The sequence below is a fragment of the Bacteroides sp. AM32-11AC genome (assembly GCF_003603515.1).
Taxonomy (GTDB): Bacteria; Bacteroidota; Bacteroidia; order Bacteroidales; family Bacteroidaceae; genus Bacteroides; species Bacteroides uniformis.
Genome location: NZ_QTNH01000015.1, coordinates 64173 through 88079 on the forward strand (window position 1 = coordinate 64173; position 23907 = coordinate 88079).

At 43.8% G+C, this 23907-nt stretch carries 28 protein-coding genes and 1 pseudogene; 6 read left to right on the forward strand and 23 right to left on the reverse strand.

Annotation, left to right across the window (positions count from 1 at the left end; all coding sequences use genetic code 11):
- Positions 1-73: 73 nt before the first annotated feature.
- The 5 genes from DW800_RS15770 to DW800_RS15790 are packed head-to-tail and all read right to left on the reverse strand — an operon-like array spanning position 74 to position 4595.
- Positions 74-1771, reverse strand: coding sequence for a DUF6044 family protein (locus tag DW800_RS15770; protein WP_035448378.1), 1698 nt, complete (start codon positions 1769-1771; stop codon positions 74-76).
- Between the two features lie 10 nt (positions 1772-1781).
- Positions 1782-2747 (reverse strand): NAD-dependent epimerase/dehydratase family protein, encoded by a 966-nt coding sequence (locus DW800_RS15775; protein WP_035448376.1) that lies wholly within the window; start codon positions 2745-2747, stop codon positions 1782-1784.
- A 4-nt stretch (positions 2748-2751) separates the two neighbouring features.
- Positions 2752-3081: a DMT family transporter gene (locus DW800_RS15780; protein ID WP_227212738.1), complete on the reverse strand. Its 330-nt coding sequence runs from the start codon at positions 3079-3081 to the stop codon at positions 2752-2754.
- A 23-nt stretch (positions 3082-3104) separates the two neighbouring features.
- A complete protein-coding gene (locus DW800_RS15785) occupies positions 3105-3704 on the reverse strand; it encodes an HAD-IB family hydrolase (RefSeq protein ID WP_035448372.1) in 600 nt (199 codons plus the stop codon).
- Positions 3705-3713: 9 nt separating this feature from the next.
- Positions 3714-4595 (reverse strand): decaprenyl-phosphate phosphoribosyltransferase, encoded by an 882-nt coding sequence (locus DW800_RS15790; RefSeq protein ID WP_171029016.1) that lies wholly within the window; start codon positions 4593-4595, stop codon positions 3714-3716.
- Between the two features lie 455 nt (positions 4596-5050).
- Between DW800_RS15790 and DW800_RS15795 the strand changes: the two genes are divergently transcribed.
- Together DW800_RS15795 and DW800_RS15800 are read left to right on the forward strand one after the other, a co-directional pair.
- A complete protein-coding gene (locus tag DW800_RS15795; protein ID WP_178611677.1) occupies positions 5051-5683 on the forward strand; it encodes a BT4734/BF3469 family protein in 633 nt (210 codons plus the stop codon).
- Between the two features lie 51 nt (positions 5684-5734).
- On the forward strand, positions 5735-7510 hold the full coding sequence (locus DW800_RS15800; RefSeq protein ID WP_117703357.1) for a DUF3987 domain-containing protein: 1776 nt from the start codon (positions 5735-5737) through the stop codon (positions 7508-7510).
- A 124-nt stretch (positions 7511-7634) separates the two neighbouring features.
- Here DW800_RS15800 and DW800_RS15805 read toward each other — a convergent pair whose 3' ends face one another.
- Positions 7635-7853, reverse strand: a complete 219-nt coding sequence (locus tag DW800_RS15805) for a DUF4248 domain-containing protein (protein ID WP_005829478.1) — start codon at positions 7851-7853, stop codon at positions 7635-7637.
- Positions 7854-8061: 208 nt separating this feature from the next.
- Between DW800_RS15805 and DW800_RS15810 the strand changes: the two genes are divergently transcribed.
- From DW800_RS15810 to DW800_RS15815, 3 genes are read left to right on the forward strand one after another with little or no spacing between them, the layout of a single operon-like run.
- Positions 8062-8547 carry a DNA-binding protein gene (locus DW800_RS15810; RefSeq protein ID WP_009038578.1) on the forward strand — a complete coding sequence of 162 codons (486 nt, stop codon included), beginning with the start codon at positions 8062-8064 and terminating at the stop codon, positions 8545-8547.
- 32 nt (positions 8548-8579) lie between these two features.
- Positions 8580-8687, forward strand: a complete 108-nt coding sequence (locus tag DW800_RS19695) for a smalltalk protein (protein WP_005829485.1) — start codon at positions 8580-8582, stop codon at positions 8685-8687.
- 2 nt (positions 8688-8689) lie between these two features.
- Positions 8690-9103 (forward strand): N-acetylmuramoyl-L-alanine amidase, encoded by a 414-nt coding sequence (locus tag DW800_RS15815; RefSeq protein WP_035448365.1) that lies wholly within the window; start codon positions 8690-8692, stop codon positions 9101-9103.
- Between the two features lie 13 nt (positions 9104-9116).
- On the opposite strand, the pseudogene DW800_RS15820 reads toward DW800_RS15815, so the two are convergent.
- The 17 genes and pseudogenes from DW800_RS15820 to DW800_RS15900 all read right to left on the reverse strand — a co-directional run.
- Positions 9117-9272 (reverse strand): annotated as a pseudogene (locus DW800_RS15820) (AAA family ATPase); the annotation flags it as partial.
- A gap of 86 nt (positions 9273-9358) precedes the next feature.
- Positions 9359-9754: a HEPN domain-containing protein gene (locus DW800_RS15825; RefSeq protein WP_034529826.1), complete on the reverse strand. Its 396-nt coding sequence runs from the start codon at positions 9752-9754 to the stop codon at positions 9359-9361.
- A complete protein-coding gene (locus tag DW800_RS15830) occupies positions 9754-10077 on the reverse strand; it encodes a nucleotidyltransferase domain-containing protein (RefSeq protein ID WP_371413541.1) in 324 nt (107 codons plus the stop codon). The genes DW800_RS15825 and DW800_RS15830 overlap by 1 nt, the downstream gene beginning before the upstream one ends.
- A 79-nt stretch (positions 10078-10156) precedes the next feature.
- Positions 10157-11170, reverse strand: a complete 1014-nt coding sequence (gene pseI / locus DW800_RS15835) for a pseudaminic acid synthase (RefSeq protein ID WP_035448363.1) — start codon at positions 11168-11170, stop codon at positions 10157-10159.
- Positions 11171-11178: 8 nt separating this feature from the next.
- Positions 11179-11403 (reverse strand): acyl carrier protein, encoded by a 225-nt coding sequence (locus tag DW800_RS15840; RefSeq protein ID WP_009038592.1) that lies wholly within the window; start codon positions 11401-11403, stop codon positions 11179-11181.
- Positions 11404-11407: 4 nt separating this feature from the next.
- Positions 11408-12988: an HAD-IIIC family phosphatase gene (locus tag DW800_RS15845; protein ID WP_035448361.1), complete on the reverse strand. Its 1581-nt coding sequence runs from the start codon at positions 12986-12988 to the stop codon at positions 11408-11410.
- On the reverse strand, positions 12985-13389 hold the full coding sequence (locus DW800_RS15850) for a VOC family protein (protein ID WP_009038594.1): 405 nt from the start codon (positions 13387-13389) through the stop codon (positions 12985-12987). Before DW800_RS15850 ends, DW800_RS15845 begins: the two co-directional genes overlap by 4 nt.
- 6 nt (positions 13390-13395) lie before the next feature.
- Complete coding sequence (pseH, locus tag DW800_RS15855) at positions 13396-13998, reverse strand: UDP-4-amino-4,6-dideoxy-N-acetyl-beta-L-altrosamine N-acetyltransferase (RefSeq protein WP_035448359.1); 603 nt, start codon at positions 13996-13998, stop codon at positions 13396-13398.
- Between the two features lie 87 nt (positions 13999-14085).
- The gene (gene pseG / locus DW800_RS15860; protein ID WP_009038596.1) at positions 14086-15075 is read right to left on the reverse strand and encodes a UDP-2,4-diacetamido-2,4,6-trideoxy-beta-L-altropyranose hydrolase; all 990 of its coding nucleotides are present in this window, start codon (positions 15073-15075) and stop codon (positions 14086-14088) included.
- Positions 15056-15739, reverse strand: coding sequence for a pseudaminic acid cytidylyltransferase (gene pseF, locus DW800_RS15865; protein WP_009038597.1), 684 nt, complete (start codon positions 15737-15739; stop codon positions 15056-15058). The genes pseG and pseF overlap by 20 nt, the downstream gene beginning before the upstream one ends.
- Entirely contained in the window at positions 15736-16362 is a 627-nt protein-coding gene (locus tag DW800_RS15870) for a transferase (protein WP_009038598.1), read from the reverse strand. Before DW800_RS15870 ends, pseF begins: the two co-directional genes overlap by 4 nt.
- Entirely contained in the window at positions 16359-17522 is a 1164-nt protein-coding gene (pseC, locus tag DW800_RS15875; protein WP_035448357.1) for a UDP-4-amino-4,6-dideoxy-N-acetyl-beta-L-altrosamine transaminase, read from the reverse strand. Before pseC ends, DW800_RS15870 begins: the two co-directional genes overlap by 4 nt.
- Entirely contained in the window at positions 17519-18541 is a 1023-nt protein-coding gene (gene pseB / locus DW800_RS15880) for a UDP-N-acetylglucosamine 4,6-dehydratase (inverting) (protein ID WP_022400702.1), read from the reverse strand. Before pseB ends, pseC begins: the two co-directional genes overlap by 4 nt.
- A 14-nt stretch (positions 18542-18555) precedes the next feature.
- A complete protein-coding gene (locus tag DW800_RS15885; protein ID WP_035448355.1) occupies positions 18556-19044 on the reverse strand; it encodes a UpxZ family transcription anti-terminator antagonist in 489 nt (162 codons plus the stop codon).
- 35 nt (positions 19045-19079) lie between these two features.
- Positions 19080-19616 carry a UpxY family transcription antiterminator gene (locus DW800_RS15890; protein WP_035448353.1) on the reverse strand — a complete coding sequence of 179 codons (537 nt, stop codon included), beginning with the start codon at positions 19614-19616 and terminating at the stop codon, positions 19080-19082.
- A gap of 542 nt (positions 19617-20158) precedes the next feature.
- The gene (locus DW800_RS15895) at positions 20159-21268 is read right to left on the reverse strand and encodes a PspC domain-containing protein (protein WP_009038603.1); all 1110 of its coding nucleotides are present in this window, start codon (positions 21266-21268) and stop codon (positions 20159-20161) included.
- A gap of 82 nt (positions 21269-21350) precedes the next feature.
- Positions 21351-21677: a PadR family transcriptional regulator gene (locus DW800_RS15900; protein ID WP_009038604.1), complete on the reverse strand. Its 327-nt coding sequence runs from the start codon at positions 21675-21677 to the stop codon at positions 21351-21353.
- A 318-nt stretch (positions 21678-21995) separates the two neighbouring features.
- Here DW800_RS15900 and DW800_RS15905 point away from each other — a divergent pair, with 318 nt between their 5' ends.
- On the forward strand, positions 21996-23903 hold the full coding sequence (locus DW800_RS15905; protein ID WP_035449255.1) for an NADH-ubiquinone oxidoreductase-F iron-sulfur binding region domain-containing protein: 1908 nt from the start codon (positions 21996-21998) through the stop codon (positions 23901-23903).
- The last annotated feature ends 4 nt before the right edge of the window (positions 23904-23907 follow it).

Below are 23907 nucleotides of genomic sequence, written 5' to 3' on the forward strand. Positions count from 1 at the left end.
AAATCAAAAATTCGACAGTTTACTTGCTATCATTTCATTTTCCATATCCCATCTTGATTTTCTATCCACAAAATTACTTCATTTCATAAACATACATTGTATAAACCCCTTCGACACTATCCCACTTCCCTACAAAGTCAAACCCCAAATCTGCCGCATTGGAAAGTTTCGCACGACTAAGTATATACTTGCCGCCAAATTCATTGCGAAATACATCGGCATTAATAAGTAACTCAACCGATTGTTCACACTTTTTCCGAGTGGGCTGATAGTCCACACCTTCACAATAAAGGTAGCGGCGACCACCCCAAATATCATAGTAATGGCGGATTTCTTCGTTCACGTTGAGTTGTGGCTCAATCAAACGACGGTATTTCAACATATCTTTATAGGGATAGCAGGAAAGATATCCACCGATACAATTAAAACCATTGTACATCAATATCATTTCATGATAGCCTACAGCAGCTACCGGTTCACCTTTATAATTAATATCCTTCTTTATCTTCGTAAAAAGAGCTTCGTCATAAAACTCCTTCCAAGTGAGATGATCTTTCTTTAGTGAAGGAATCGTGTTCGCTGCTAATGAATAAATGGAGTCGTTATAAGTAGTACGCGACAGCATTATATAACCTAACTGGACAATCAGAATAAAAGGTACAATCCGTTTGAGATACCGATTACGCAAGCACATCATAAGGCTGGCGCTGAAAGCTACGTACCAAAAGAGACGGTTGAAGACAAATAAGCGTGCAAAGGAAAAACCATCTAGGGCGGAGATTAAATTTTTAAGGTCATCGAACCAAAAGGCTTCATCTGCTGCTGCTACGAATGAACAAATAAACGCCATGGTTCCACAAATAAAAAAGACAGATTGCTCTTTTGTAACGGTTTTGTTTCTTATCCACTGCCAAGCCACATAACAGCACGTAATAAAACAAACTGGAAATACCACGTATTTCTGAATGGTAGAAGCATGATAAAAACCCTCCACAAAATAATGGTACAAACCAATAGCAATGTTGATTGGTTCTATAATAAAGTGATTCCGATTCAGGTCTTCACCAACGGCAAACTGCATGTAGAACAGTTTAAAGTTGAATATCACCACACCAATGCATAACAGTAAGAATGCCACAAATAGTGTGGAGTGAAAACGCTTGCTTTTTATTGAAGCGATAACCATACCCGCTAACCAAAAGCCACAGGCAAACAAAGCACTGCAATGAAACTCCATCAAGAAGGGGAGGAAAAGTGCCGCCAACAGCCACCATTTACTTCCTCCCTTATAAATATGATAAAACACGATACAAGCCAACGGTATGGATGCCACTGAGATAGACCAAGCAGGGATTACCGGTAAAATGGCAAAAAGCAGAGAAGTGAATAATAGGATTTCACGATGCTCCTTTCCAAATAATATACACTGCAACTTGTACATTGAAAAGAAGCCAACGAGCAATGAAATTAAATAAGTCAATACGTAGGCGACATAAGCCGGTAAGAGATAATAGGCAAAGTTCTGGATGGTAAAGCCTCCCCAGCCGAAATAGACAGCCGGTGTGTTATCCATGACTCCGGTAGATACATCAAAAGAGAAAAGTCCAACCTTTTTAGCAATTGACCAAAAGGGTGGAAATTGGTCTAAGTTATCATGAACAGTGATGTAATTGTTCTCCCCAAACAAAATAAAGGGAAGTATCATCATAAATAAAGCACCAAACACAATCAGCTTTGTAAAAAACAACACATTTTTATTCTTTAGTCTCATGGTCCAATTTTTATTGCTTTTTATACATTTGATACGCCTCCTTCAGCATATCCTCGTCATTATATTGAGGATGCCAATCCAAATCGTCTTCTGTCTGCTTAATATCAAGAATATACTCTTCATCTGCTATCATGAATTGTTCTTTGTACATGATGGTCAGGCCGATGCTATCAAAAATATTGAGTATAAACTTAACTAATTTCCCCGGGGTAGGAATCACAGCCGAGTGTGAATGGGCTGATGCAATTACACCTTTTAAAAGTGTACGTATATCGGGTGAGTTTTTGGAACCGAGATTGTACTCCTTATTAGGCAAACCCTTATCAATAGCACAGAGAATTGCACTCACACAATCGAATACAGAAATCATCTGATAGTGATTCTTTCCGTTACCAATGGTGGGAACAGGCAAGTTCATATCAATCAGTTTGAAGAGTTTCACCAATATACCCAAACGGCCGGGGCCGTTAATCATACGGGGACGGAAGATGGTGATATTCATACCCTGCTTCCGATATTCAAAGCAGATTTCTTCACATGCTTTCTTGCTCTGACCGTATGGACCGAAAGGATTTTGCGGATGTTCAATGTCAACAGGCAAGTATTGAGGTTTTCCGTAGGTCATATCTGTCGTGAACATCAGGTAATTTCGACATCCCTTGTTGTAAATCGCTTCAAGGATATTCCCTGTGCCAACAGTATTTACGCTAAAGAAGTAGTTTCTTCTATCACGGGGCACCTTGGTATGGTATTGATTAGCAGCAAGATTGATAATAATGTCATCCGCAGAAATGGGTATAGTAGACAATTGTTGCTTATCACGAATATCAGTCTGTCGATACTCGCAACCCTTTGTAACTCGTTCATCAAGGGTTGGGTGTAAGTCACATACAACCACCTTTTCATTTCTCTCCAGTAAGGCATTCGCCAAGTAACGGCCCACAAAGCCATTACCTCCAAATATAAAATATTTCATCTTGTCAACTTCTAGAGATTAAATAAACACCAACACAAATCACCATTATGCCAGCAATGCGTGTGAACGTCAGTGATTCATCAAAGAAATAGTAACCCACCAAAGCTGCCACCACATAGCCGATACTTAGGAACGGATAGGCAAAACTTACTTCTACTTTGCTCAATACAGCCATCCACATCAAAATGCTCACAGCATAACAAACCATGGCTCCCCACAACCAGAGGTTGGATATCATGGCACCCAAATTTTGCACCATGCCACTCATACCGACTTCACCTACAATCAGCATACCCTTGCGGATACAAAGCTGAGCAGCGCAATTTAGCAGCACACTAATAAGAATTAAAAGAATATTCATCTATTGAACTGTTTGTAATATGATTCATCCGAAAAAGCAAGGAGTTCCTTATCTCCTCGACTGTCTCCATAAACTACCAGTCGATATTGAGTTCTGTCAGGATAGAGCTGCAGCAAGCGTTTCACCTTCTCTTCGCCATAGCAATTGGCAGTAGCGAAACGACCCGTAAGGTGTCCGGTTCCTGATAACTCCAGCTGAGTCCCCAAAACTTGATTAATGCCTAAGCTCTCAGCAAATGGCTTTACCCAATTATCAATGCTGGCACTAATAACGACTATTTCATCGCCTCTATATAGGTGCTGTTTTATCTGTTTAACCGCATCCTGATAGAGCAAATTTTCACCTCTCTCCATAAAGAATCTATAACAGACTGCATCGAACTCATCCAAATTCACTCCTTTAAAAAAATAGGAGAAAATCATCTGCTTGGTCTTCCAATTGGGATAGAGGTGACACTTCATAGCCAACAACCAAGGCAGATGAAGCAAAAAGCCAAGATAAAAAGCTGTCTTGCCTTTTGCGAACTTGATGAACTCAAGCAGTGTATCTCGATTGGTAATGGTACCATCGAAGTCGAATGCAACAATCTGTTTCATCTTAGCAATTTAACAATAGAGTATGAGAATAAACGTCAATATCCAACCTATGATACAGAGTTGTACAAAGCGGTCTTTCATCAGCACCTTAGTGGGACTTCCACTCTTTACATCGACAATAGTGATTTGCAAATAGCGGACGATGCCTGCCAATACAAAGACGGAAGTGGCATAAAGGTATTGCGTATGCATGCGCTCCACAACCTCCTCACTCACCGTGTACATGATGTAACAAACCATCGTAATGCTAGCAATAATACCAATGGTTTGATTCATAAACTCAAGGTTATAGCGGTTGACGTTTTTTCGAGCCGACACTCCAGTTTCTTGGTAGATGACCACGTCATCCCGACGTTTGGCAAAAGCCAAGAAGAGAGCCAATAAGAACGTCATCAAAATAATCCAATGAGAGAGGTGAATACCCACAGCTACACCACCCACAAAAATGCGAAGTACAAATCCGAATGCAATGATAAATACATCAATAATCGTAATCTGTTTCAACTTCACACAGTAGGCAATATTAAGAAGTAGATAGAAACATATTATGCCAAATAAATACCATTTTTCCCTTCCTGTATAAGTAACAAGTAAAAGCAGTGACATTGTGACAAGTATCGCACTAATACCATATCCCATCCCTTTTGATATTTTTCCTGAAGCAATAGGGCGTTTACACTTCTTGGGATGTTGCCTATCAGCCTCTACGTCCCAAATGTCATTGAAACAGTAAATCGCACTGGCGGCAAGACTGTACGCTACAAATGCTCCCACCACTGCCAATAGTTTATCCAGATCCGTCAATTGACGGTCGAAAAAGAGCGGCAAAAAAATGAATAGATTCTTCAGCCATTGATGTGGGCGAAGAAGTTGAATAATTGACTTTATCATATAATTTATATAAAAGTGACTGAGAGCAAGGCACCTTCTCTTATTCCTTCTTTCTCACCTTAAACCATTCATCCAGCCACCCATTAATCACCCGCCTGATTTCCTCATCCTCCAAATCCCTGAAATAGTAGAAAATCAGCGATAAGTAGGCGCTTAGTCTTGCATCGAGCCCTTTTTTATATGGATATACGTTTTTGTACTGATATGAGCTTCCAAAGTAAGTTCCGCGATAGTAATCTTTCTCATTTTACGTAAAGTTTCGATAAAAGCACCCAATGAAGAGTGCATACAGTTTTCATTCATGTCAATTTTCGGTTATGTGAATTGTATAATAGTTTCTATAATGTTATAGATTGTTATTTATACTTTAGCCAGCTTAAAATCTTTTCCGTATACGGAAAAGATTGGGTGAAATAAGTTACCTAACTTTGCACAATAATTTTAAAAAACATACGATGAAAAACACTCTTAAAATGTCGCTATTCATGCCGCCCATCTCACCCGTAAAAGATGCGGCAACCGGAAAAAACGTAAAAAGCGCCACGCTGACTCCACTGCGGACTATGAATCTCGAGGAAGTGTACAAACTAATCACCTCCAATGAACACCTTGCCACACTGACACTTGCTGTAAGAAACGCCGCACTGCGAGGCGACGAAACCGCCTGCCGATGCCTAAAGCAGCAAACACTGCCCTACGTCACTCCCTGCGGCGTATTCACCCGACGACGGAGCGACTGCCTCACGGAATCCTCCGGCCTGGTTGTAGTCGATATCGACCACCTTGAATCCGCAGAAGAAACGGAAAACTTACGGCAACAACTGTTTGATGACCCCTATCTATGCCCTGCGCTGGTGTTCATCAGCCCCACCGGACGGGGCGTAAAAGCGTTTGTTCCCTGTCTTCACGGACAGAATCCTGCAGAAGGAATACAATGGGCCATGAACTACGTCCACTGCATGTATGACGCCGAAAACACACAACCCGGAAAAGGAGTGGACACTTCGGGGAAAGACCTCGTACGTGCCTGTTTCCTCTGCCATGACCCGAAAGCACTGCTCAGAAAAGTTGTGAACTTCGAATTATGAGTCATTGCAAATCACCGACAACAAATTACTAATTATAAATTACCAAATCCGATGGAACCACTATCTTCATTGCACCTTCTGGCCGAAGCAGTCAGAAATGCAGGAGCAGACATTGCTCCAACCTATCAAGAATATATACAACTGGCATTTGCCATTGCCACCGACTGCGGAGAAGCAGGACGGCATGATTTTTTAAGTCTGTGCAGCCTGTCGTCCAAGTTCGACCGACGGGCAGCCGACAAGCTCTTCAGCAATGCCCTAAAGACCGGCCGTAACGACGTGCATCTGGGAACCGCCTTTCATCTGGCCGAGCTTTGCGGCGTGAAGATTCAGCATGAAGCCGCACCCGCCATTGGTACACTTGGTACACAAAGTTCACCCCTCTCTTCTACCTCACACACACGCGCACGCGAGGAAGAGTCCGCATCGGGCATTGAACCACTGTCTCCATTACCCACTTTCGACGAACACCTCCACTGGCCTTATCCCCTGAATCGCATCATGAGCTGCGGAACCTCCCTCGCCCAATACGATGTACTGCTACTGGGTGCCATCACCGTATTGGGTGCCAGTATGGGAAAACACGTCCGATGTTCCTACGGAGGAAAAATGATGTCCCCCTGCCTGCAAACCTTTGTAGTAGCCCTACCTGCATCCGGCAAAGGAGTGCTCTCCTTGGTACGCCTGCTTGCCGAACCCATTCACGATGAAATACGTGAGCAGGTAGACGAAAGTATGGCATGTTACCGCCGCGAAAAAGCAAAATACGACACACTGGGCAAGGAACGTGGAAAAACGGAGACTCCCGTAATGCCTCTCAACAAGATGTTCCTCATCTCGGGTAACAACACCGGAACCGGCATCCTGCAAAACCTGATGGACTCCGACGGCACCGGACTGATATGCGAAAGCGAAGCTGACACCATCTCCACCGCCATCGGTTCGGAATACGGACACTGGAGCGACACCATGCGCAAAGCCTTCGACCACGACCGACTGTCCTACAACCGCCGCACCGACCACGAATACCGAGAGGTAAAGAAAACTTATCTTTCCGTACTTCTGTCAGGCACCCCCTCACAAGTGAAACCACTGATTCCCACTGCCGAGAACGGGCTCTTTTCCCGCCAGGTATTCTACTACATGCCTGCCATACATCATTGGCAAAACCAGTTCGACCGCAATGACAGCGATCTTGAAGATACCTTCAAGGCTCTGGGCATGGAATGGAAGGACAAACTGAAAACCATTGTCATGAACGGAATATTCACCCTTCACCTTACGGACGGACAGAAAGATGAATTCAACCGGCTCTTCTCCCGGCTTTTCGTACGCTCCGGACTGGCCAACGGAAACGAGATGTCAAGCAGCGTGGCACGTCTAGCCATCAACATCTGCCGCATCATGGAAGTGGTGGCCATGCTCCGCGCAATGGAACAAGGGGAAATCACCGCCTCGCCTTACGTGTCACCCGACCCTCACACAGCCACAGACAATCTGAAAGACCACATTGTCAGCCGATGGAATCTCCTCATTGCTTCCGATGACTTTCATGCCGTACTCTCACTGGCCGAAAGCCTTTACCGGCATACCACCCATATCCTCTCCTTCCTGCCCAACACCGAAGTGACAAGCCGCGGCAATGCCGACCGGGATGCGCTGGTAGGCAGCATGGAAGAAGAATTCACACGGGCCTCTTTCCTGCAGAAAGCCGGAGAGATGGGCATCAAATCGGAAACCGCCTCCACCTGGCTCAAACGTATGCAGAAACACGGGCTGGTGGAAAATGTAGATGGCAAGGGAAACTACCGGAAACCAAAAGTCTGACATTCACTTCGCTTCACGCACGCGTATGTGTGTGAGGCGAAAGGATGGATGAACCTCTGTACCAAGTGTACCAACCTCACCTTTACGCTTCCCGGCCTGACCTTTACGCCATTCAACCTCAGGTTTAAGGCTCTCCAAGTGCAGCCACTATCAGCCGCACCTGGGCAGGCGTATAAGAGCGGGAACGGGAAGAACCACCCAAGGCGGAAAGTCCGTCACGCAAATCGGGACAAAGGTCTATCCAGTGTTTCAGTTTGCGGAAGGCAGCCTCCGGACAAAGATTGGGACAATAGATTTGGGCCAATTCGGTACGCCCGTATGTACGTATGACAAAAGAATCCATAGTTGACAGTTACGATTTATATTTCATCAAAAGTAACTATAAATCATGACATTATCAAACTTGCAAGCGTAAATAACCGACTAAAACAGACCCAAACAGACGAGAACCTGCAAAAACCGGCAAACGCCCATATCCACAGCCTTATCTTTGCATCGTTGAGTTCAACACAGCAAATGTTTTTATCCTTTAACTTCTAAATTTTAATTGTATGATTCGTTACAAAAAGTATCAAGTGACGGGCGAAGACAGCCCACTGAAAGGCCTCTGGTATGCACGCCCCGTAATCGAAGAAACCTTCGACATCGAAAAGCTGGCCAAGCACATGTCCAATCACAACACCCCCTATTCGAGTGGTGTCATCAAGGGAGTACTGGCAGACATGGTTTCCTGCACCAAAGAATTGATTCTGGACGGCAAGAACGTGAAACTGGATGACCTTGCCATCTTCTCCGTAGGAATCGTCAGCAAGAAAGGGGCGCAATCCGCTGCCGACTTCTCGCTGGCCAACAACGTGAAGGGGCTGAAGCTCCGCGCCCGTGCCACCGGCGAACTGAGTAATGCCCAAATCAACCTGGATGGACAGCTGAAGGAATCTTCCCTGTACACCGTAGGCGGAAAAGCTCCCGATGGCAGTGGTTCCGACGGCGGTTCCGGAGGAAGTGACGGTGACCAGGGCGAGAATCCGTTAGGATGAGAATAATTACAAATTACTAATTATCAATTACCATGAGTGAAGACAAAAAGTCAAAATCCGTGTGGGGCATTGTCCTCAAAGTAATCATCACCGTAGCTACCGCCATAGCGGGAGCTTTAGGTCTGGGCGCTTGCAAATAGCCATGCGTACGATTACCCTGCTCATTGTTCATTGCTCAGCCACGCCTCAAGGCGTGGCCCTGGGCTTTGAGGATTGCCGCCGCGACCACATCCACCACCGCGGCTTCCGTGACATCGGCTATCATTTCTATCTGACCCGCAACGGCGAAATACACCGCGGCCGCCCGTTGGAAAAAATAGGTGCGCATTGCCTCAATCACAACCGCCATTCTATCGGCATCTGTTATGAAGGAGGACTGGATGCTGCAAGTTTTCCTGCCGATACCCGCACACTGGAACAGAAGGCTTCGTTACTGGCACTGCTACGTGAGTTGAAGCGTATCTTTCCACGGGCGCTGATTGTGGGGCACCATGATTTGAATCCAGCGAAAGCTTGTCCGTGCTTCGATGCGGAAAGGGAGTATAGGGGGCTGTAAAAGGCTCCCTTCTTCATTCTATACCCAATTTCATCAACCCCATGCGCACTTCTTTATTGGGGATATCCAGCGTATAAAGATGTGTAAGCGGAGAATAATTCCTTATCGTCACATACCCGCTTTGATAAAGCAACGGGGTGATATTTGTCATCCGTTCCGTAGGGGCATTGTTTACTTGCAAAGGAACAAAATCTGTTCGTATTTTGCTAACGAAGGGGGATGAAAGATACTAAAAAAAGAGGGGAAGAAGGAAATCTATTTTTCTGTAATCAATCTATCAACTTCACTTATCAAGAATGAAATCTGAGGATACAAATTATCAATTTCATCTTTGGTAAACTCTTTGAAATCATCATAATCACTTGACTGCCTTTTATCGTAAATTTTAGAAAAGATACGCCCGCATTCAGACGACAACAAATTCGTCTTTACAAAATGAAGTCCAAAAGCTTGTCGAACTCCCATGTGACTTTTCACTTCAATTCCATGCAAAATCAACAATGCTGAAACCATATGAAAACAAGCGTAATACATCCTATTTACAGCAGAATTCCATAGTTCATTATCTATCAAGACATCAACATCATGCATCAAGTCACATGCCTTTTGACGCCTATAATTGACAATATCACGCTTTATATCCTCTTCCATCACAGCAACACACCATCTTTCATTACATTATAATAAAATACAGTCTTTCTCTTTGCTGCCTCCCAAGCTTTACGAGTCATCACAATCGGGCTAATAATAGTACCTGTTTCTATTTCCAAATCATATATTGGAGCAGTAATGACATCCTCCTCCATAGGAGAAACTGTATCTTTATCCACTAAAATCAGAATATCAATGTCACTATTCTGTTTTGCCTCTCCACGTGCCTCAGAACCATAAAGAATAGTCTGAGAGTTGGGAGCAACACTCTTTATCATATATTTCAGACGCTTCACCAATTCCTTGCGATTCATATAGACTATGTTTTTAGTGTTTAGACTACCGCAAAGATAGTTTTATTTTTAAGAATTGCAGTAACAATATTCTCTTTTTTGATGACCTCTAACTATTCACGAACTCCCATGCAAATCTCGTTCCTTTCTCCAAATCCTGATTTACTTTCTTTCCTAATATATCTTTCAGATACTTGGGGTGCAAACCGAAGCCCGGACGAACGGAGCGAACGTTCTGCTCTGTAATCACTTCCCCGGATTTCATATCCTCGGCTACATAAAGCGAACGGGAAAACTCCCTTCCCGACTTCATTTTATCGGTAAGTTCATACGATACTGAGCCGATAGCCGCTTCGGCCATGCGTATATCTTTCACCATTTGGGCAAACTCCTGCTCGTTCATTGAGAATGAGGCATCGGGGCCGCCAATACTACGGTCGATAATAAAATGCTTTTCAATCATGGTTGCACCTTGTGTCACAGCCACTACGGCAGACACACTGCCAATGGTATGATCGGACAAACCGGACTTCACTCCATAGCGCTCGGCTAAATCCTTTATCATGCACAGATTGGCTTCCTCAATGGGGGCAGGATAAGAGGAGGTGCATTTCAACAGCGTAATATCATCATTGCCCGCCGCACGGCAAGTATCTACAGCCAACTGAATGTCTTCTTCAGTGGCAATGCCGGTAGACATCACCATCGGTTTCATCTTCTTGGCGGCATACTCTATTAAAGGAATATCCGTAATTTCAAAAGAGGCAATTTTGTAAATGGGGTTGCCCAAGGATTCCAGGAAATCTACCGCAGTTTTATCAAACGGTGATGAAAAACAGATAAGCCCTTCCTCCTTGGCCACACGAAACAATTCTTCGTGCCACTCCCAAGGGGTATAGGCTTGCTTATAGAGATCGTACAAACGCATGCCGGCCCAAACACTTGTAGAATCAGCCATAAACTCCATTTTATCATTATCCAACGTTATGGTATCAGCTGTATATGTTTGGAGCTTGATAGCATCTGCACCTGCACGTTTGGCAGCACGAATTGTTTCTATGCCTATCTGCTTGCTGCCATTATGATTCGCCGACATCTCGGCTATGATAAATGTTTTTCCCATAATGGTTCTTATTGTAACTTGTTTGAAATAATATTTTTGATGTCAGAGAAAGATTTCATCAAACTGATTTCATTAGGCTCAAGCTCTACTTCGAAAGTATCTTCCAATTCTATAACCAGATTCAAATGGTTCATACTATCCCACTTTTCGCAATTATTCTGAGAGGTATTCTCATCTACATCTGTTTTTAAAACAGCTCTCATCACATCCATTATTTCTTCATTCGTAATCATAACTTTATTGTTTAACTGTTATTGAATAATAATCAGGTATTGACAAATCTAATTTGTCAATATTCGCCATATAGTATTTAACACCCTCTTCTACTCGCATCACAGAAAAGCCAAGCCGGTCATAAAAATCAGCCACTTGTCTGTTTTTGAGAGTAGGAATAAATTTTGCTTCTAAAGCTGACACACCATCCTCAACCAACAATTTAAATACAAATTTAATGAAAGCCGTTTCAATACCTTTACCCAATATACGACAACTAAGCAATATATTCTCAATACTATTATCAGCGATGAAAACTGCTCCCGTGATACCATTATCACCAAATTTATCTGAAACTCTGATGCAATAGATTTTCCATTGATTATCCAGAAGTTGTCTGACATCAGCTTCAGAATAACGTTGGGTCGTTAAATTAAACTGATTTGTTTTTTGCGTCATCTGAGCAATTCGTGATATATTGAATGAGTCCACCTTCTGAAGCTCAATTTTAATTTCTAATGAACGAAGAAAATCTTCAAAGTTTAAGAATTTGGCTTGTTCGCGTGTACGTTCCGCATTTGCCTTATATTGTTCCGTCTTCTTTTTATCTTCACCGGTAATTTCGTAAACTTCAAAATAATCACGAACTAATTGCATGAAAAACTGCGGTAACATATATGCTTGTTTTGGAAAGTCCGGGACAGCCACCATAGGCAAGGTCTGTTTTACTAATTCACGCTCTGCCGGATTGTCATCAATGAACACCATACTATCAAGACCTATGTTCAGCTCTTTAGACAGCTCCACGATATTCGAAGCCTTGTCATTCCAATTTATACGAATAGCAACAAAATCTTTTTTCCTTAAAACCATAAACGGATTTTGCTCCCAAGCATCGAATACATCTTCTTCGTTGTTCTTACTACAAACAGATAAAATAATACCCTCTTTACTTAACGCAGACAGCGCTTCCTGAAAATACAAAAATGCCTTACCTGGATAGTCCCCGCCAATTTGTATACCATTAATGCCTTCCTCGCCAAGGACTCCACCCCACAAAGTATTATCCAAATCAAGAATGAGGCATTTCTTTCTCTTTAAGGCTATATTCTGTATTTTAGAGTCTACCCATGTAGCAAATTCACTGGTAATTTTAGAAGATATATACATTTGAGAAATGAAATAGAATTTCCATCCAATCAATTCCTCTGACCTATAACGGGAAGTAAACTCAGAAAAGTCAATCACCTTAAAATTTACATTCGTTCCAGCCATATTATACAGTTGGGTATTATACCGGACGATAGCCTCCCTTACAATAAAATTGGCATCAGTAAATCTCGTAGGAAAGATGTCTACCAATGTGAATGCTACAAATTCTTTCCCTTGTGGAACCTGCGAGAAAACAAGCTGCATTTTTCTAATATATGCATCAATTTCGTCAGCCAGTTGCTTCTGATTCCATCTTATGGGTATTTGATACATCCACAAATACAAAGATGTATTTTGAGGTATATATGATATATCTTCGTAACCAGAATACTCCACTTCGTCTGTGCCGAAGATATTTTCCAGCGTATTGTTTCTAAAAATAAAGAATTTCATTTTTGTTCTAATAATTCAATTAAACCGATATCTTTATTATAGAGAAAAGCTACCCGATGATTATTGAGAGCTACTGCTTCTGCCGGATAGCTTACCACCATGAACCTCATTTTACGAAGCCGTGCGATGGCATCTTCTATATTTTCTACACTATAACAGCAATGATACGGACAAACTCCATTCTTCTCAAGATTTTTATTGATTGGAGAATTCTCATCAACAGGTTCAAGAAGTTCAATCATAGGCTCTCCTTCTTTTGTAAGGAAACAGATATTTACATTCTGTATTGGATCAAATATCACAGATGAACAAGAATATCCCCCATCAATGTAATAATACATTGTTTTTTCAATACTGGTAACAGCGTATCCTATATGGTGAAAATGAAAATTTGATAACATGATTCTCTATTTGCGTTTATCTCTAATAAAGCGGACCAATTTACGTATATCATTTCTATATACTGTAGTACTTCTATAATGAAGTTCTGAAAGCTCCCATTCAATGAATTTCCGGTTATGACAACATCCGTCGGATTCCACCGTATCACCCAAAACAAAGCCTAAAAACTCATCCAATAACAATGCATCGGTATTGTTTATATCAATTGAACCTACCAGTTTTATACATTTTGCAACCTCAAAAGAAAAACAGATGATAGTATAAACAAAATCAAGTCCCCCTCCACTTTTCATTTGGGAAGGTGCCATATAATAGCCTAATTCAGCGATTCTTCTTTCATGGTCTATATCGGTCAGATTGAAGACTCCATAGGGAACATTATCTTTTGTTACTAACCAATAGTAACAATCTTCTCGTTGAGCAAGGGTTTTCGTAAAATTCAAGTGATTTTCAAGAGATATTACATCTGTATTATACATAAACTGCCTTATCTCAAAAGTATTCCTCCAATCCAATATTTGCTTTAGGAGTTCTTCCGACAAAATAGAGAAGTGTTGGAAAACATAACCATTATATTTATAAACCGCTTGTTTGTCTATTTGTATCATTCAATTGCTAAATAATTAAAATTATCTGTTCTATTCCTGCATCAATTGTCCATTATGAGAATTTTTCCGAAAAGAATGCGATCATCGTCAATGCACATTTCTTCCCAATTCTTCAAACAGATTAATATAGCGTTCACGAATACCACTCTTTATCTGCAAGTTATCAACCCCAGCAATCTCTAAAGATGTCAGAGGTATGGGATTATCCTTAATATTTCCTAAAGGAAGAACTCCTCCAGTAGAGGTTAACAGTGAATAATAATCAGCCTGATTATCTACATACCAACCTACAGCCAACTTGGCACCACAAGCAATGGCCTCAATACTTACAGTACTTGCTGAACAGATCACCCAATCGGAAGCACAAAAAAGTTCGGCCATCTGTTGAGCTGTTAAATTGGAGCAATAAGACACTCGCCTATCCCGTACCCTCGGCTTTTGAGGTTGATAAGCATCACCTACCACTGCAGTTATCTGGCTGACAGTAGGCAATTGCATAGCTTCACGAATGTAATGGCCAGTAAAGTCAAAGGAATCCACACCACCAAAAGTAATGGTTATACTTTCTGTACGTTTTGCACAAGAACAGAGTTTGTTTACAGCTTCTATAAACGGTCTACGCAGTAATGCCCAGTCGAATCCCAAACAAAGTTTAGTGTAAGGTTCCACATCAAAAAGTCCGGAGTCAGTCAAAGTATGATTAATCACAACATCTGCCACATAGTGCTTGTCGTGCATGTCATCCACACACACCAGGCGGCAACCTTTTTGCTTAATGGCACGCTGATAATCGGTAGTGAAGAAATAATTGTCGAGCACCACAATTTCATCACCTTGCAAATGGGAAAGGAAATCAGCAGAATGCGTTTCCTCTTGCAAGGGGATGAAAGGACATACCTTCTCCATCTCACTTACCTGATATGAGGTAGGATGGCAAGTAAAGAAGGTACAATCGAAATCGTCCTTCAGCATATCGGCCAAAGCCAGAGTACGGATAAAGTGACCGTAGCCGATGGTAGCGCTTGCGTCGGCACGGAAATAGATTTTCTGCATTACATCATCTATGAAGTAACTCATACTTCATCTCCGCCAATGTCCAGTCAGTCAGCGTATCGAGGTCCTGCACTTCGAGTTCGGAAAGTACCAGTCCGGCTGTGTTCTTCCCCCAAAAGGTGCGGCTCTCTACAAAGGAGTTTATGCGAGAAAAATAGAACTGACCGGCATCATGATAAATCGGCTCCAAATCTTGGGAACGTGCATTCATGTATTCGGGATAAACCATACCGATTCTCCCGTCTACAATATGAAGGCTACGCTGTATAGGATAGGAATAAGCCACACAAGTGAAAACAGAATCAATCTCCGAATTCATTTTTCCGTATGCTTCCCGAAGCCTTTCAGGAGTGACAAAAGGAGCTGTCGAGTAAATGCAACAAACTGTATCAAATTCCCTGCCTCGCTCTTTATACATCTCTAAAACTTCAAGAATTACATCGGCCGTGCCGGCATAATCATTCGAGGTCTCAGCACTGCGCATAAAAGGAACTTTGGCCCCGTATCCGCAAGCTATCTCCGCTATCTCTTCATCATCGGTCGAAACCATTACTTCGTCAAAAAGTCCGCTCTGCAAAGCCGCCTCAATGGAGTATGCAATAATAGGCTTGCCCATAAAGGTTTTGATATTCTTACGCGGAATACGTTTACTGCCGCCACGGGCAGGAATAATACAGATATTTTTCATCGTTTAGCCTTTATAATTAAATGGGGAGAATACCCGAAAACAATTGAATTGTCCGGCACATCCTCATCTTTCACACCAGAATTTGCCCCGATAATCACATTGTCACCTATCCGGCAGTTACCGATAATAGAAGAATTTGCACACATCCGCACATTTTCACCTAAAACCGGATAAATTCCTTTATTGTTTCCCACCGTGCAATTTTGCCCAAAACTGAATCCTTCACCATATTCAGCCCGTCCCATAACGCTACCGACCGGATGATCCAACGTAAAATAATGAGGAAGATTTACCTCATGATACAAATCACACCCATTCATTATCTTATTCAAATAATACAACTTATCTGCCAATAAACGGTTATCAGTATCTTGAGAAATGGTGTTAGCAAAAAAATAGAGAAAAATTGTATATTGTGCACTTTGATAAGGGTTGAAGTATGTCTCACCGTCGCATGAGTAATACTTATTTTTCGTACGGGAAAAACAATATTCACAACGAGAAATTACCCCCCCCATTTTTATATTTATTAACATCTCATCTTCTTCACTCAAGAAGAAAAAAGAGGAAAGTTGCTGCAAAAGCTGCTTTTCAATAGCTTCAATAGAAATGGAAGTAATCATTGTTTTATATATTCTATAACCTTGTTAATCACATACTCCTGTTCCTCGTTCGTCAGCGTGGGATACATCGGAAGACTCAGACAATGTTCGTAATACTCTTCTACTATAGGTAAATCGCCTTTCCTATTGCCCCACTGCTGATAGTAAGGCATCAGATGAAGCGGAGCATAATGAACCTGCGCATAGACATTGTTCTCGTGCAGATAATTATAAAGGCCCAAGCGGTCAGCCACTTGAATGATATAAAGGTGATAAGCATGATAGACATCGGCAGCATTGAATGGAGTCTTGATGCCATCTATTCCGGAAAATGCTTCATTATAGCGTCTTACGATTTCATGGCGGCGTTCAAGACCTGCTTTCGCACGCTCCAGCTGAGAAATACCCAGGGCAGCCTGAAAATCAGTCAGACGGTAATTGTAGCCTAACTCCTGCATCTCGTAATACCAGCCACCATGATGCTCGTGCAATAAAGCAGGGTCTTTCGTAATGCCATGCGTACGGTAAAGACAAAGCTTGTCATAGAGCTCCTTGCTGTTGGTGGTCACCATGCCTCCCTCACCCGTAGCGATATGTTTCACGGGATGGAAAGAGAATACGGCACAGTCGGCAAAACAACCGTTACCACAATGTTGTTTCTTGCCTTTACTGTCCATGAAATAGCCGCCGGGAGCATGGCAGGCATCCTCTATAATCCACAAGCCGTACTCGTCGGCAAGCTTTCTGAACTCTTCCAGATCCAAAGGATAGCCTGCAAAATCAACCGGAACAATACCTTTGTAAGTACCGCGGGGAGAAGCTTTAAGCATGGCTTCGAGTTTACGGATATCCATGAGGTAAGTATCCTTGTCAATATCACAGAATACCACCTCGCCGCCACAATAGCGGATGCAGTTGGCACTGGCAGCAAAGGTCATGGGAGTGACAATCACCTTGTCACCCGGCTTTACATTCAGTGCGGTAGCTGCAAGATGAAGCCCTGAAGTGGCATTGTTCACCGCTACGGCATATTGTGCACCTACATATTCGGCAAATTTCGTTTCAAATTCCCTGATTTTGGGACCTTGTGTCAGGTAATCGCTTTTCAGGGTATCGATGACTGCCCGGATATCCTCATCTGTGATATGCTGACGACCGTATGGAATAGGCTTGCTTATCATTTCACCTCGAAATTAGGGTCAACGTATTTCTTTATATTCTCGCGCATAGTCTCTACTGTCTCCCACTCCGTATTGTTGTCACTGCTGTAGTGGAAACCGTCGGGAACGGGTACTGCATTGTGATGTCTGATGAACTCTTCGCGACTGTGCTTGAAAGATACGGAAGGAAGAATGACATAATATCTGCCCAAATCGATTGTATCAAGAGCATCGGTTACAGTAATCATCTCCTCGTGCAGCTTCTCTCCCGGACGGATGCCCACTTCCACCTGCGGCAGATTGGGTGCAATGGCGGTAGCCACGTCCTGGATATGATAGGAAGGAATCTTAGGAATAAAGATTTCACCACCCAGGTGATGTCCGATGGCATACATGACCAAAGCGACACCGGCTTCCAGCGAAATGTTGAAACGGGTCATGCGCATATCGGTTATGGGAAGTTCCTTCGCCCCGTTGTCACGCTTGTTGATAAAGAAAGGGATTACGGAACCGCGGGAACCCATCACATTGCCATAACGGACTACGGAGAACCTGATGTTCTTGGAACCGCTGATATTGTTGGCAGCAGTAAACAGCTTGTCGGAAGTGAGCTTGGTGGCGCCATAAAGATTGATGGGGGCACATGCCTTGTCGGTAGAAAGGGCCACCACATGCTGTACACCGGTGGCAAGAGCAGCCTTTATCACATTCTGCGCACCGTGTACATTGGTTTTGATGCACTCTTCGGGATTGTATTCAGCGGTATCCACCTGCTTGATGGCGGCTGCATGGATAATCACGTCCACTCCTTCGCAAGCCCGCGTCAGGCGTTCGAGGTCACGGACATCACCGATAAAGAAACGCAGTTGCGGATACTTATGACCGGGATATTTCTGTTTCAGCTCAAATTGCTTCAGCTCATCGCGGGAGTAAATAATGATTTTCTTTACTTGCGGATAATCACGGAGGATGGTTTCCACAAACTTCTTTCCGAAGGAACCCGTTCCTCCGGTAATCAATACGGATTTATTGTTAAGCATTATAATGAAAAGTTTTATTCATCGATATATTCCCACGGATAGGGATTGTCTGTCACATTCTGAAACTCATCAACCGCTTCCTGCTGTTCGGGAGTAAGTGATAAGGAATCCCAGGAGGCGATGATGGAACGGCCTTCGTCGGCCAAAGACTCGTCGAACACTTCACCGTAGCAGGCGGTAAGCAGACGGAGCTTCAGTAAGGAAGTGGGAAGGGCATCGAGCACATCCCAACAACAGTCCAGCACTTTCTGGACATGCCGCTGCTTTTCGCCATGGTCCACAAAAGAGGCGCTGTAACCCATAAGAAGGGCAAGACAGACATTTGCCTGCTCTTCGATGGTAGTGCCTTTTACACCCGACCGGTACAAAGCCATGGTAAGACGGTAGACCTCACCGTTCCGCCGTGACAAGTCATCGCTATAGACGGGACTGCCGTCCATACCCAAATACATCAGTTCGTGCGCAGCACGCTGAAGAGTGATTGCTTCTTCGGAAAGAGACATAAGCAATTATAGAATTAAAAATTAAAAATTAAAGTTCAGCCGATTACTTCTATAAGATCGGGATGGATAGTGGCCATGGCAACAGCTATGACACCTTTTATTTCGATAACCACGCGACGGTCACGTGCGCCCTTTACCTTCAGAAATATCCCCTCTTGCCCCTCAAATTCACCGCCGGTAATCCGGACTTTGGTACCTTTGGACAAGTTCAATTCATCCGGTTGAAAATAAAGAAGATGATCATCGTAAGTGCCGGATACGGCAATGAAACGCTGCATCTGACCGTCTGGGACAATAATCTTCTGCCCACTGCGGGTATCGGTGATATATTGCAGATAAGTGACTTGAGACTTGACACGCTGCACATCGGAAGGACGGGCATGGACAAAAAGCAGATTATGAACGACCGGAACCAGAGCACGGACTTTTTTCCTTTTTTTTATACATATCTTGTATTGCATAGGAATGAAACAGCCCAAGTTTTCTTTCTTGAGCAGATGCATGGCATCCGGTTCTCTGCGGTAGGTGGCACGCATAGCATACCAGATTTCGGCCTCTTTCTCTATTCCCATTTTATGCTTTTGTTCAGACAAGGGTGTTCTCCTGGGGCTTTAAATTCCTTGCATACACTTGGAATTCAATCACTTGCGGACACTTTATGTAGAATACGACAAGCTTTATGCCCTTCTTGTCAACAGATTTTTTGCAGTCATTCATTACCTAACAGGTAAAATGCTGTAAACGAATCTATTGCAAGCAAAAAGCGTTCAATAGACGTTCGTTTTTTGAACGTCAATATTTAAGAAAATTAAAGAGGGAAGATTACTTAAAAATTAGTAAAAGGAAGAAGTTAGAGAAATACAATGCAACAGGCTTACTGACAAAGTATTATACTCACTAAAAAGAAATTTATAGAATATTTTTATTAAACATTTTGCGAGATTCAAAAATACACGTTATCTTTGCGTTCATTAAACGAACGTTTAAAAAACGCCTTTTCCAAACGCAATATTTCACTGTATAACAACCAATTACAACCAAATAAAAAAATATCGTGTTTATAGAAATCAGATTTCTACAAACACGATATCAATTAAAAAAGAAATTACTATTCTCAGAAATTAAAGATACCCAATTCCGGGAAAGTAGCCCCCTGCACCGCAAAACAGATTCCGAAACAAGCCGCACTTACAATCCAAAGGATAACCAGCGTCCACTTCAAGCCGGAGTTCATCGGCTGCCACTTGAATATCTGGCTAAAGATGGCCCACACAAGGCTGACCAAAGGAATTCCTACCAGCAAGATTCCTGCAATGTACATCACAATGGCAGACAGTGGAGAAGTAGGCAGTACCACATCAGCCATCGGGAAAAGGGAAATGAGAGCTGCACCACCACCAACAGCCACCGCTATCGCAGCAAACAACAGCGCCACGAATACCACTCCAAACACAAACAGTATCGGACTGCAAATAATGGCGAATATCACCAGACAGATTTTCAACAGCCAACCGACTACCATCACCAGCGTATCTCCCAACTTCTGCAAGAAAGTACGGGGCTTGTCCGACCTCATATAATCATTCACCCCATTGGCAACCTTCTCGAAGCCATCCGTCACCGTCTTTCCGATATTCTCTACCGTAACAGCCTCACCGCGCATGCTTAACTTCTCGGCAGCCGTGCGGGCTTCCGGGATAATCAGCCAACATACGATATAAACCGGTATCAACGTTCCTACCCCACAAATCAAGACGACAAGCAGCAACAGACGGAGCAAAGTCACATCCCAACCCAGATAGGCAGCCATTCCACTAATGACACCACCCAGCATCTTGTCATCAGGATTGCGGTAGAGACGGCGGCGTGTAGTGCTATAAGCGGTATTGCTGCTCCATGCACCGGCACCATAACCACCTCCGGCATTTGTACTACCGGCATCGGCACTGCTGCTCTCTCCTTCCGTCTCCATGTCCTCCGGCTTTCCCATGCGGGCAATCACCTCTTCCACATCGGCAATCGTGATTACTTGTGAACCGGCCGACAATTTCTCGGCAAAGAGTTCGGAAATGCGGCGTTCTATATCATCTACAATCTCGTCGGCACCGGCTTCCTTACGGAAGTGTATCTTGAGATTACTCAGATAATTATCCAAAAGGCGGTATGCGTCATCATCAATATTAAAAACGGTTCCACCTAAATTTACAGTTAATGTCTTTTTCATAACACACTATTTATTTACAATTTGACTATTTACGATTTACTATTTACCATTCGGCGAATGCAGCATATTCTCTGTGGTCATTTCAAGAATTGCTGATGTGATTCACCGTCTCGTTCAACTCTTTCCAGGACATTTCCAGTTCACCGAGAAAGACTTCTCCTTTTTCCGTCAACCGGTAATACTTACGTGGAGGACCTTGCGTAGACTCAATCCATTCATAACCCAGCAAGTCGTCGTTCTTCAGACGGGTGAGCAACGGATAAAGTGTACCTTCCACTACAATCAGTCTGGCTTCTTTCAACTTCTGAATGATATCCGAAGCGTAAGCCGGCTCCTTGTGAAGCAGCAACATGATGCAATATTCAAGCATGCCCTTGCGCATTTGCGACTTTACATTGTTTACATCCATAATGGTATTTACTATTTGACAATTTACGATTTACTATTTTGCTGCGCAATAGAGTAATGAGTGTCCTCATTCATTCTATTGTTGTTCCTTGTATGACACAAATATATGTATTATATCAGTACCTTGTATTACAAAGTACCTTATATTAAGCATAATTAACAAGACGAGAGCTACTTTACTATGTTCATAGGACAAGTATAATCAATATCATAATGTAATATAAATAGGGAAATTTCCCCATTCTAATCTTTACCTACTTTCTTTTTGCTATTCTAAAAGCTTTTCATATCTTTGTTTCTGACCCTAATCTATTACGTAATGAAAGTACTAACTATCCATGATTTGGAAGCAATCAAGAAGAGGGCAGAAAACGCACTTCTGTTGCGCGAACAAAGCAATGAAGCAGTGGCCGAACAATGCTGCGGACTGGCGGCAGGCACTAAACATCTGCAGATTCTGATTTGCGGCGGCACGGGATGCAAGGCATCCGCCAGCCATGTCATCGCTGAAAAACTTCAGCAGGCACTCGAGAAAAACAAGATTACCGACCAAGTAAATGTAATCACCACCGGATGCTTCGGCTTCTGCGAGAAAGGACCGATTGTTAAGATTATCCCCGACAATACCTTCTATACGCAGGTCACTCCCGAAGATGCGGAAGAAATAGTCAGCGAACACATCATCGGCGGACGGAAGATAGAACGGCTGCTCTATGTGGACCCGAAAACAGAAAAGGCCGTCAGCGACTCCAAGCACATGGACTTCTACCGGAAGCAGATGCGCATCGCCCTACGAAACTGCGGCTTCATCGACCCGGAGAATATAGAAGAATACATCGGCTTGAACGGTTACCGCGCACTGGCAGACAGCCTGCTGAACGGTACGCCGGAAGCGGTAATAGAAGAAATAAAGCGCTCCGGTCTGCGTGGACGCGGCGGCGGCGGTTTCCCCACCGGAAGGAAATGGGAACTTGCCAGCCGGCAGCAAGCCGACACCAAGTACGTGGTGTGCAATGCCGACGAAGGTGACCCCGGCGCATTTATGGACCGCTCCATCATGGAAGGCGACCCGCACTCCATTGTAGAAGCGATGGCGCTTTGCGGCTACTCCATAGGTTCGTCCAAAGGCTTGGTCTACATCCGTGCCGAATATCCGCTTGCCATCCAACGGCTAAAGACTGCCATTGCACAAGCCCGCGAATACGGATTGCTGGGAGACAACATCTTCGGCACCGGCTTCTGCTTCGACATCGAGATACGCTATGGCGCAGGCGCCTTTGTCTGTGGCGAAGAGACGGCACTCATCCACTCCATGGAGGGAAAGCGCGGAGAGCCTACCTTGAAACCTCCCTTCCCGGCAGAGTCCGGCTATCTGGGCAAACCCACCAACGTGAACAATGTGGAGACGCTTGCCAACATACCTATTATATTGACACGCGGTGCAGAATGGTTCTCAACTATCGGAACTGAATTCTCCAAGGGGACAAAAGTTTTTGCCCTTGCAGGAAAAATAAATAACGTAGGATTGATAGAGGTTCCGATGGGAACCACCCTCCGCGAAGTAATCTACGAAATAGGCGGCGGCATCAAAGGCGGCAAGAAGTTCAAGGCTGTGCAGACCGGAGGTCCTTCGGGCGGCTGCCTGACGGAGAAGCATCTGGATACCCCGATAGACTTCGACAACCTGCTTGCTGAAGGTTCCATGATGGGTTCCGGCGGCATGATTGTAATGGATGAGGACGACTGCATGGTGTCCGTAGCCCGCTTCTATCTGGACTTCACGGTAGAGGAGTCGTGCGGAAAATGCACCCCTTGCCGCATCGGCAACAAGCGCCTGCTGGAAATACTGAACAAGATAACCGAAGGACGTGGCAGCGAGAAAGACCTGCAAACCCTCTCCACCCTGGGGCAAGTGATAAAGGACACCGCCCTCTGCGGACTGGGGCAGACTTCGCCCAACCCGGTACTCTCCACCCTCAACAACTTCTACGACGAATACGTGAAGCACGTCAGGGAGAAGACCTGCCGCGCCCGGCAATGCAAGTCACTGCTCACCTACACCATCAATCCGGAGTTGTGCATCGGCTGTCACCTCTGCTTCAAGCATTGTCCGGCAGACGCCATTCTGGGAGATGTGCGCAAGCCCCACGTCATCAATCCGGACAAGTGCATCAAGTGCGGCATGTGCATGGCACGCTGCAAGTTCAAAGCCATATCTGTCTGCTAATCCC

Excerpts from the sequence above, each read along its gene's own strand:
- DW800_RS15770 (WP_035448378.1), bottom strand. The coding sequence starts at position 1,771 with ATGAGACTAAAGAATAAAAATGTGTTGTTTTTTACAAAGCTGATTGTG.
- DW800_RS15775 (WP_035448376.1), bottom strand. The coding sequence starts at position 2,747 with ATGAAATATTTTATATTTGGAGGTAATGGCTTTGTGGGCCGTTACTTG.
- DW800_RS15785 (WP_035448372.1), bottom strand. The coding sequence starts at position 3,704 with ATGAAACAGATTGTTGCATTCGACTTCGATGGTACCATTACCAATCGA.
- DW800_RS15790 (WP_171029016.1), bottom strand. The coding sequence starts at position 4,595 with ATGATAAAGTCAATTATTCAACTTCTTCGCCCACATCAATGGCTGAAG.
- DW800_RS15795 (WP_178611677.1), top strand. The coding sequence starts at position 5,051 with ATGAAAAACACTCTTAAAATGTCGCTATTCATGCCGCCCATCTCACCC.
- DW800_RS15800 (WP_117703357.1), top strand. The coding sequence starts at position 5,735 with ATGGAACCACTATCTTCATTGCACCTTCTGGCCGAAGCAGTCAGAAAT.
- DW800_RS15805 (WP_005829478.1), bottom strand. The coding sequence starts at position 7,853 with ATGGATTCTTTTGTCATACGTACATACGGGCGTACCGAATTGGCCCAA.
- DW800_RS15810 (WP_009038578.1), top strand. The coding sequence starts at position 8,062 with ATGATTCGTTACAAAAAGTATCAAGTGACGGGCGAAGACAGCCCACTG.
- DW800_RS19695 (WP_005829485.1), top strand. The coding sequence starts at position 8,580 with ATGAGTGAAGACAAAAAGTCAAAATCCGTGTGGGGCATTGTCCTCAAA.
- DW800_RS15815 (WP_035448365.1), top strand. The coding sequence starts at position 8,690 with ATGCGTACGATTACCCTGCTCATTGTTCATTGCTCAGCCACGCCTCAA.
- DW800_RS15825 (WP_034529826.1), bottom strand. The coding sequence starts at position 9,754 with ATGGAAGAGGATATAAAGCGTGATATTGTCAATTATAGGCGTCAAAAG.
- pseI (WP_035448363.1), bottom strand. The coding sequence starts at position 11,170 with ATGGGAAAAACATTTATCATAGCCGAGATGTCGGCGAATCATAATGGC.
- DW800_RS15840 (WP_009038592.1), bottom strand. The coding sequence starts at position 11,403 with ATGATTACGAATGAAGAAATAATGGATGTGATGAGAGCTGTTTTAAAA.
- DW800_RS15845 (WP_035448361.1), bottom strand. The coding sequence starts at position 12,988 with ATGAAATTCTTTATTTTTAGAAACAATACGCTGGAAAATATCTTCGGC.
- DW800_RS15850 (WP_009038594.1), bottom strand. The coding sequence starts at position 13,389 with ATGTTATCAAATTTTCATTTTCACCATATAGGATACGCTGTTACCAGT.
- pseH (WP_035448359.1), bottom strand. The coding sequence starts at position 13,998 with ATGATACAAATAGACAAACAAGCGGTTTATAAATATAATGGTTATGTT.
- pseG (WP_009038596.1), bottom strand. The coding sequence starts at position 15,075 with ATGAGTTACTTCATAGATGATGTAATGCAGAAAATCTATTTCCGTGCC.
- pseF (WP_009038597.1), bottom strand. The coding sequence starts at position 15,739 with ATGAAAAATATCTGTATTATTCCTGCCCGTGGCGGCAGTAAACGTATT.
- DW800_RS15870 (WP_009038598.1), bottom strand. The coding sequence starts at position 16,362 with ATGATTACTTCCATTTCTATTGAAGCTATTGAAAAGCAGCTTTTGCAG.
- pseC (WP_035448357.1), bottom strand. The coding sequence starts at position 17,522 with ATGATAAGCAAGCCTATTCCATACGGTCGTCAGCATATCACAGATGAG.
- pseB (WP_022400702.1), bottom strand. The coding sequence starts at position 18,541 with ATGCTTAACAATAAATCCGTATTGATTACCGGAGGAACGGGTTCCTTC.
- DW800_RS15885 (WP_035448355.1), bottom strand. The coding sequence starts at position 19,044 with ATGTCTCTTTCCGAAGAAGCAATCACTCTTCAGCGTGCTGCGCACGAA.
- DW800_RS15890 (WP_035448353.1), bottom strand. The coding sequence starts at position 19,616 with ATGGGAATAGAGAAAGAGGCCGAAATCTGGTATGCTATGCGTGCCACC.
- DW800_RS15895 (WP_009038603.1), bottom strand. The coding sequence starts at position 21,268 with ATGAAAAAGACATTAACTGTAAATTTAGGTGGAACCGTTTTTAATATT.
- DW800_RS15900 (WP_009038604.1), bottom strand. The coding sequence starts at position 21,677 with ATGGATGTAAACAATGTAAAGTCGCAAATGCGCAAGGGCATGCTTGAA.
- DW800_RS15905 (WP_035449255.1), top strand. The coding sequence starts at position 21,996 with ATGAAAGTACTAACTATCCATGATTTGGAAGCAATCAAGAAGAGGGCA.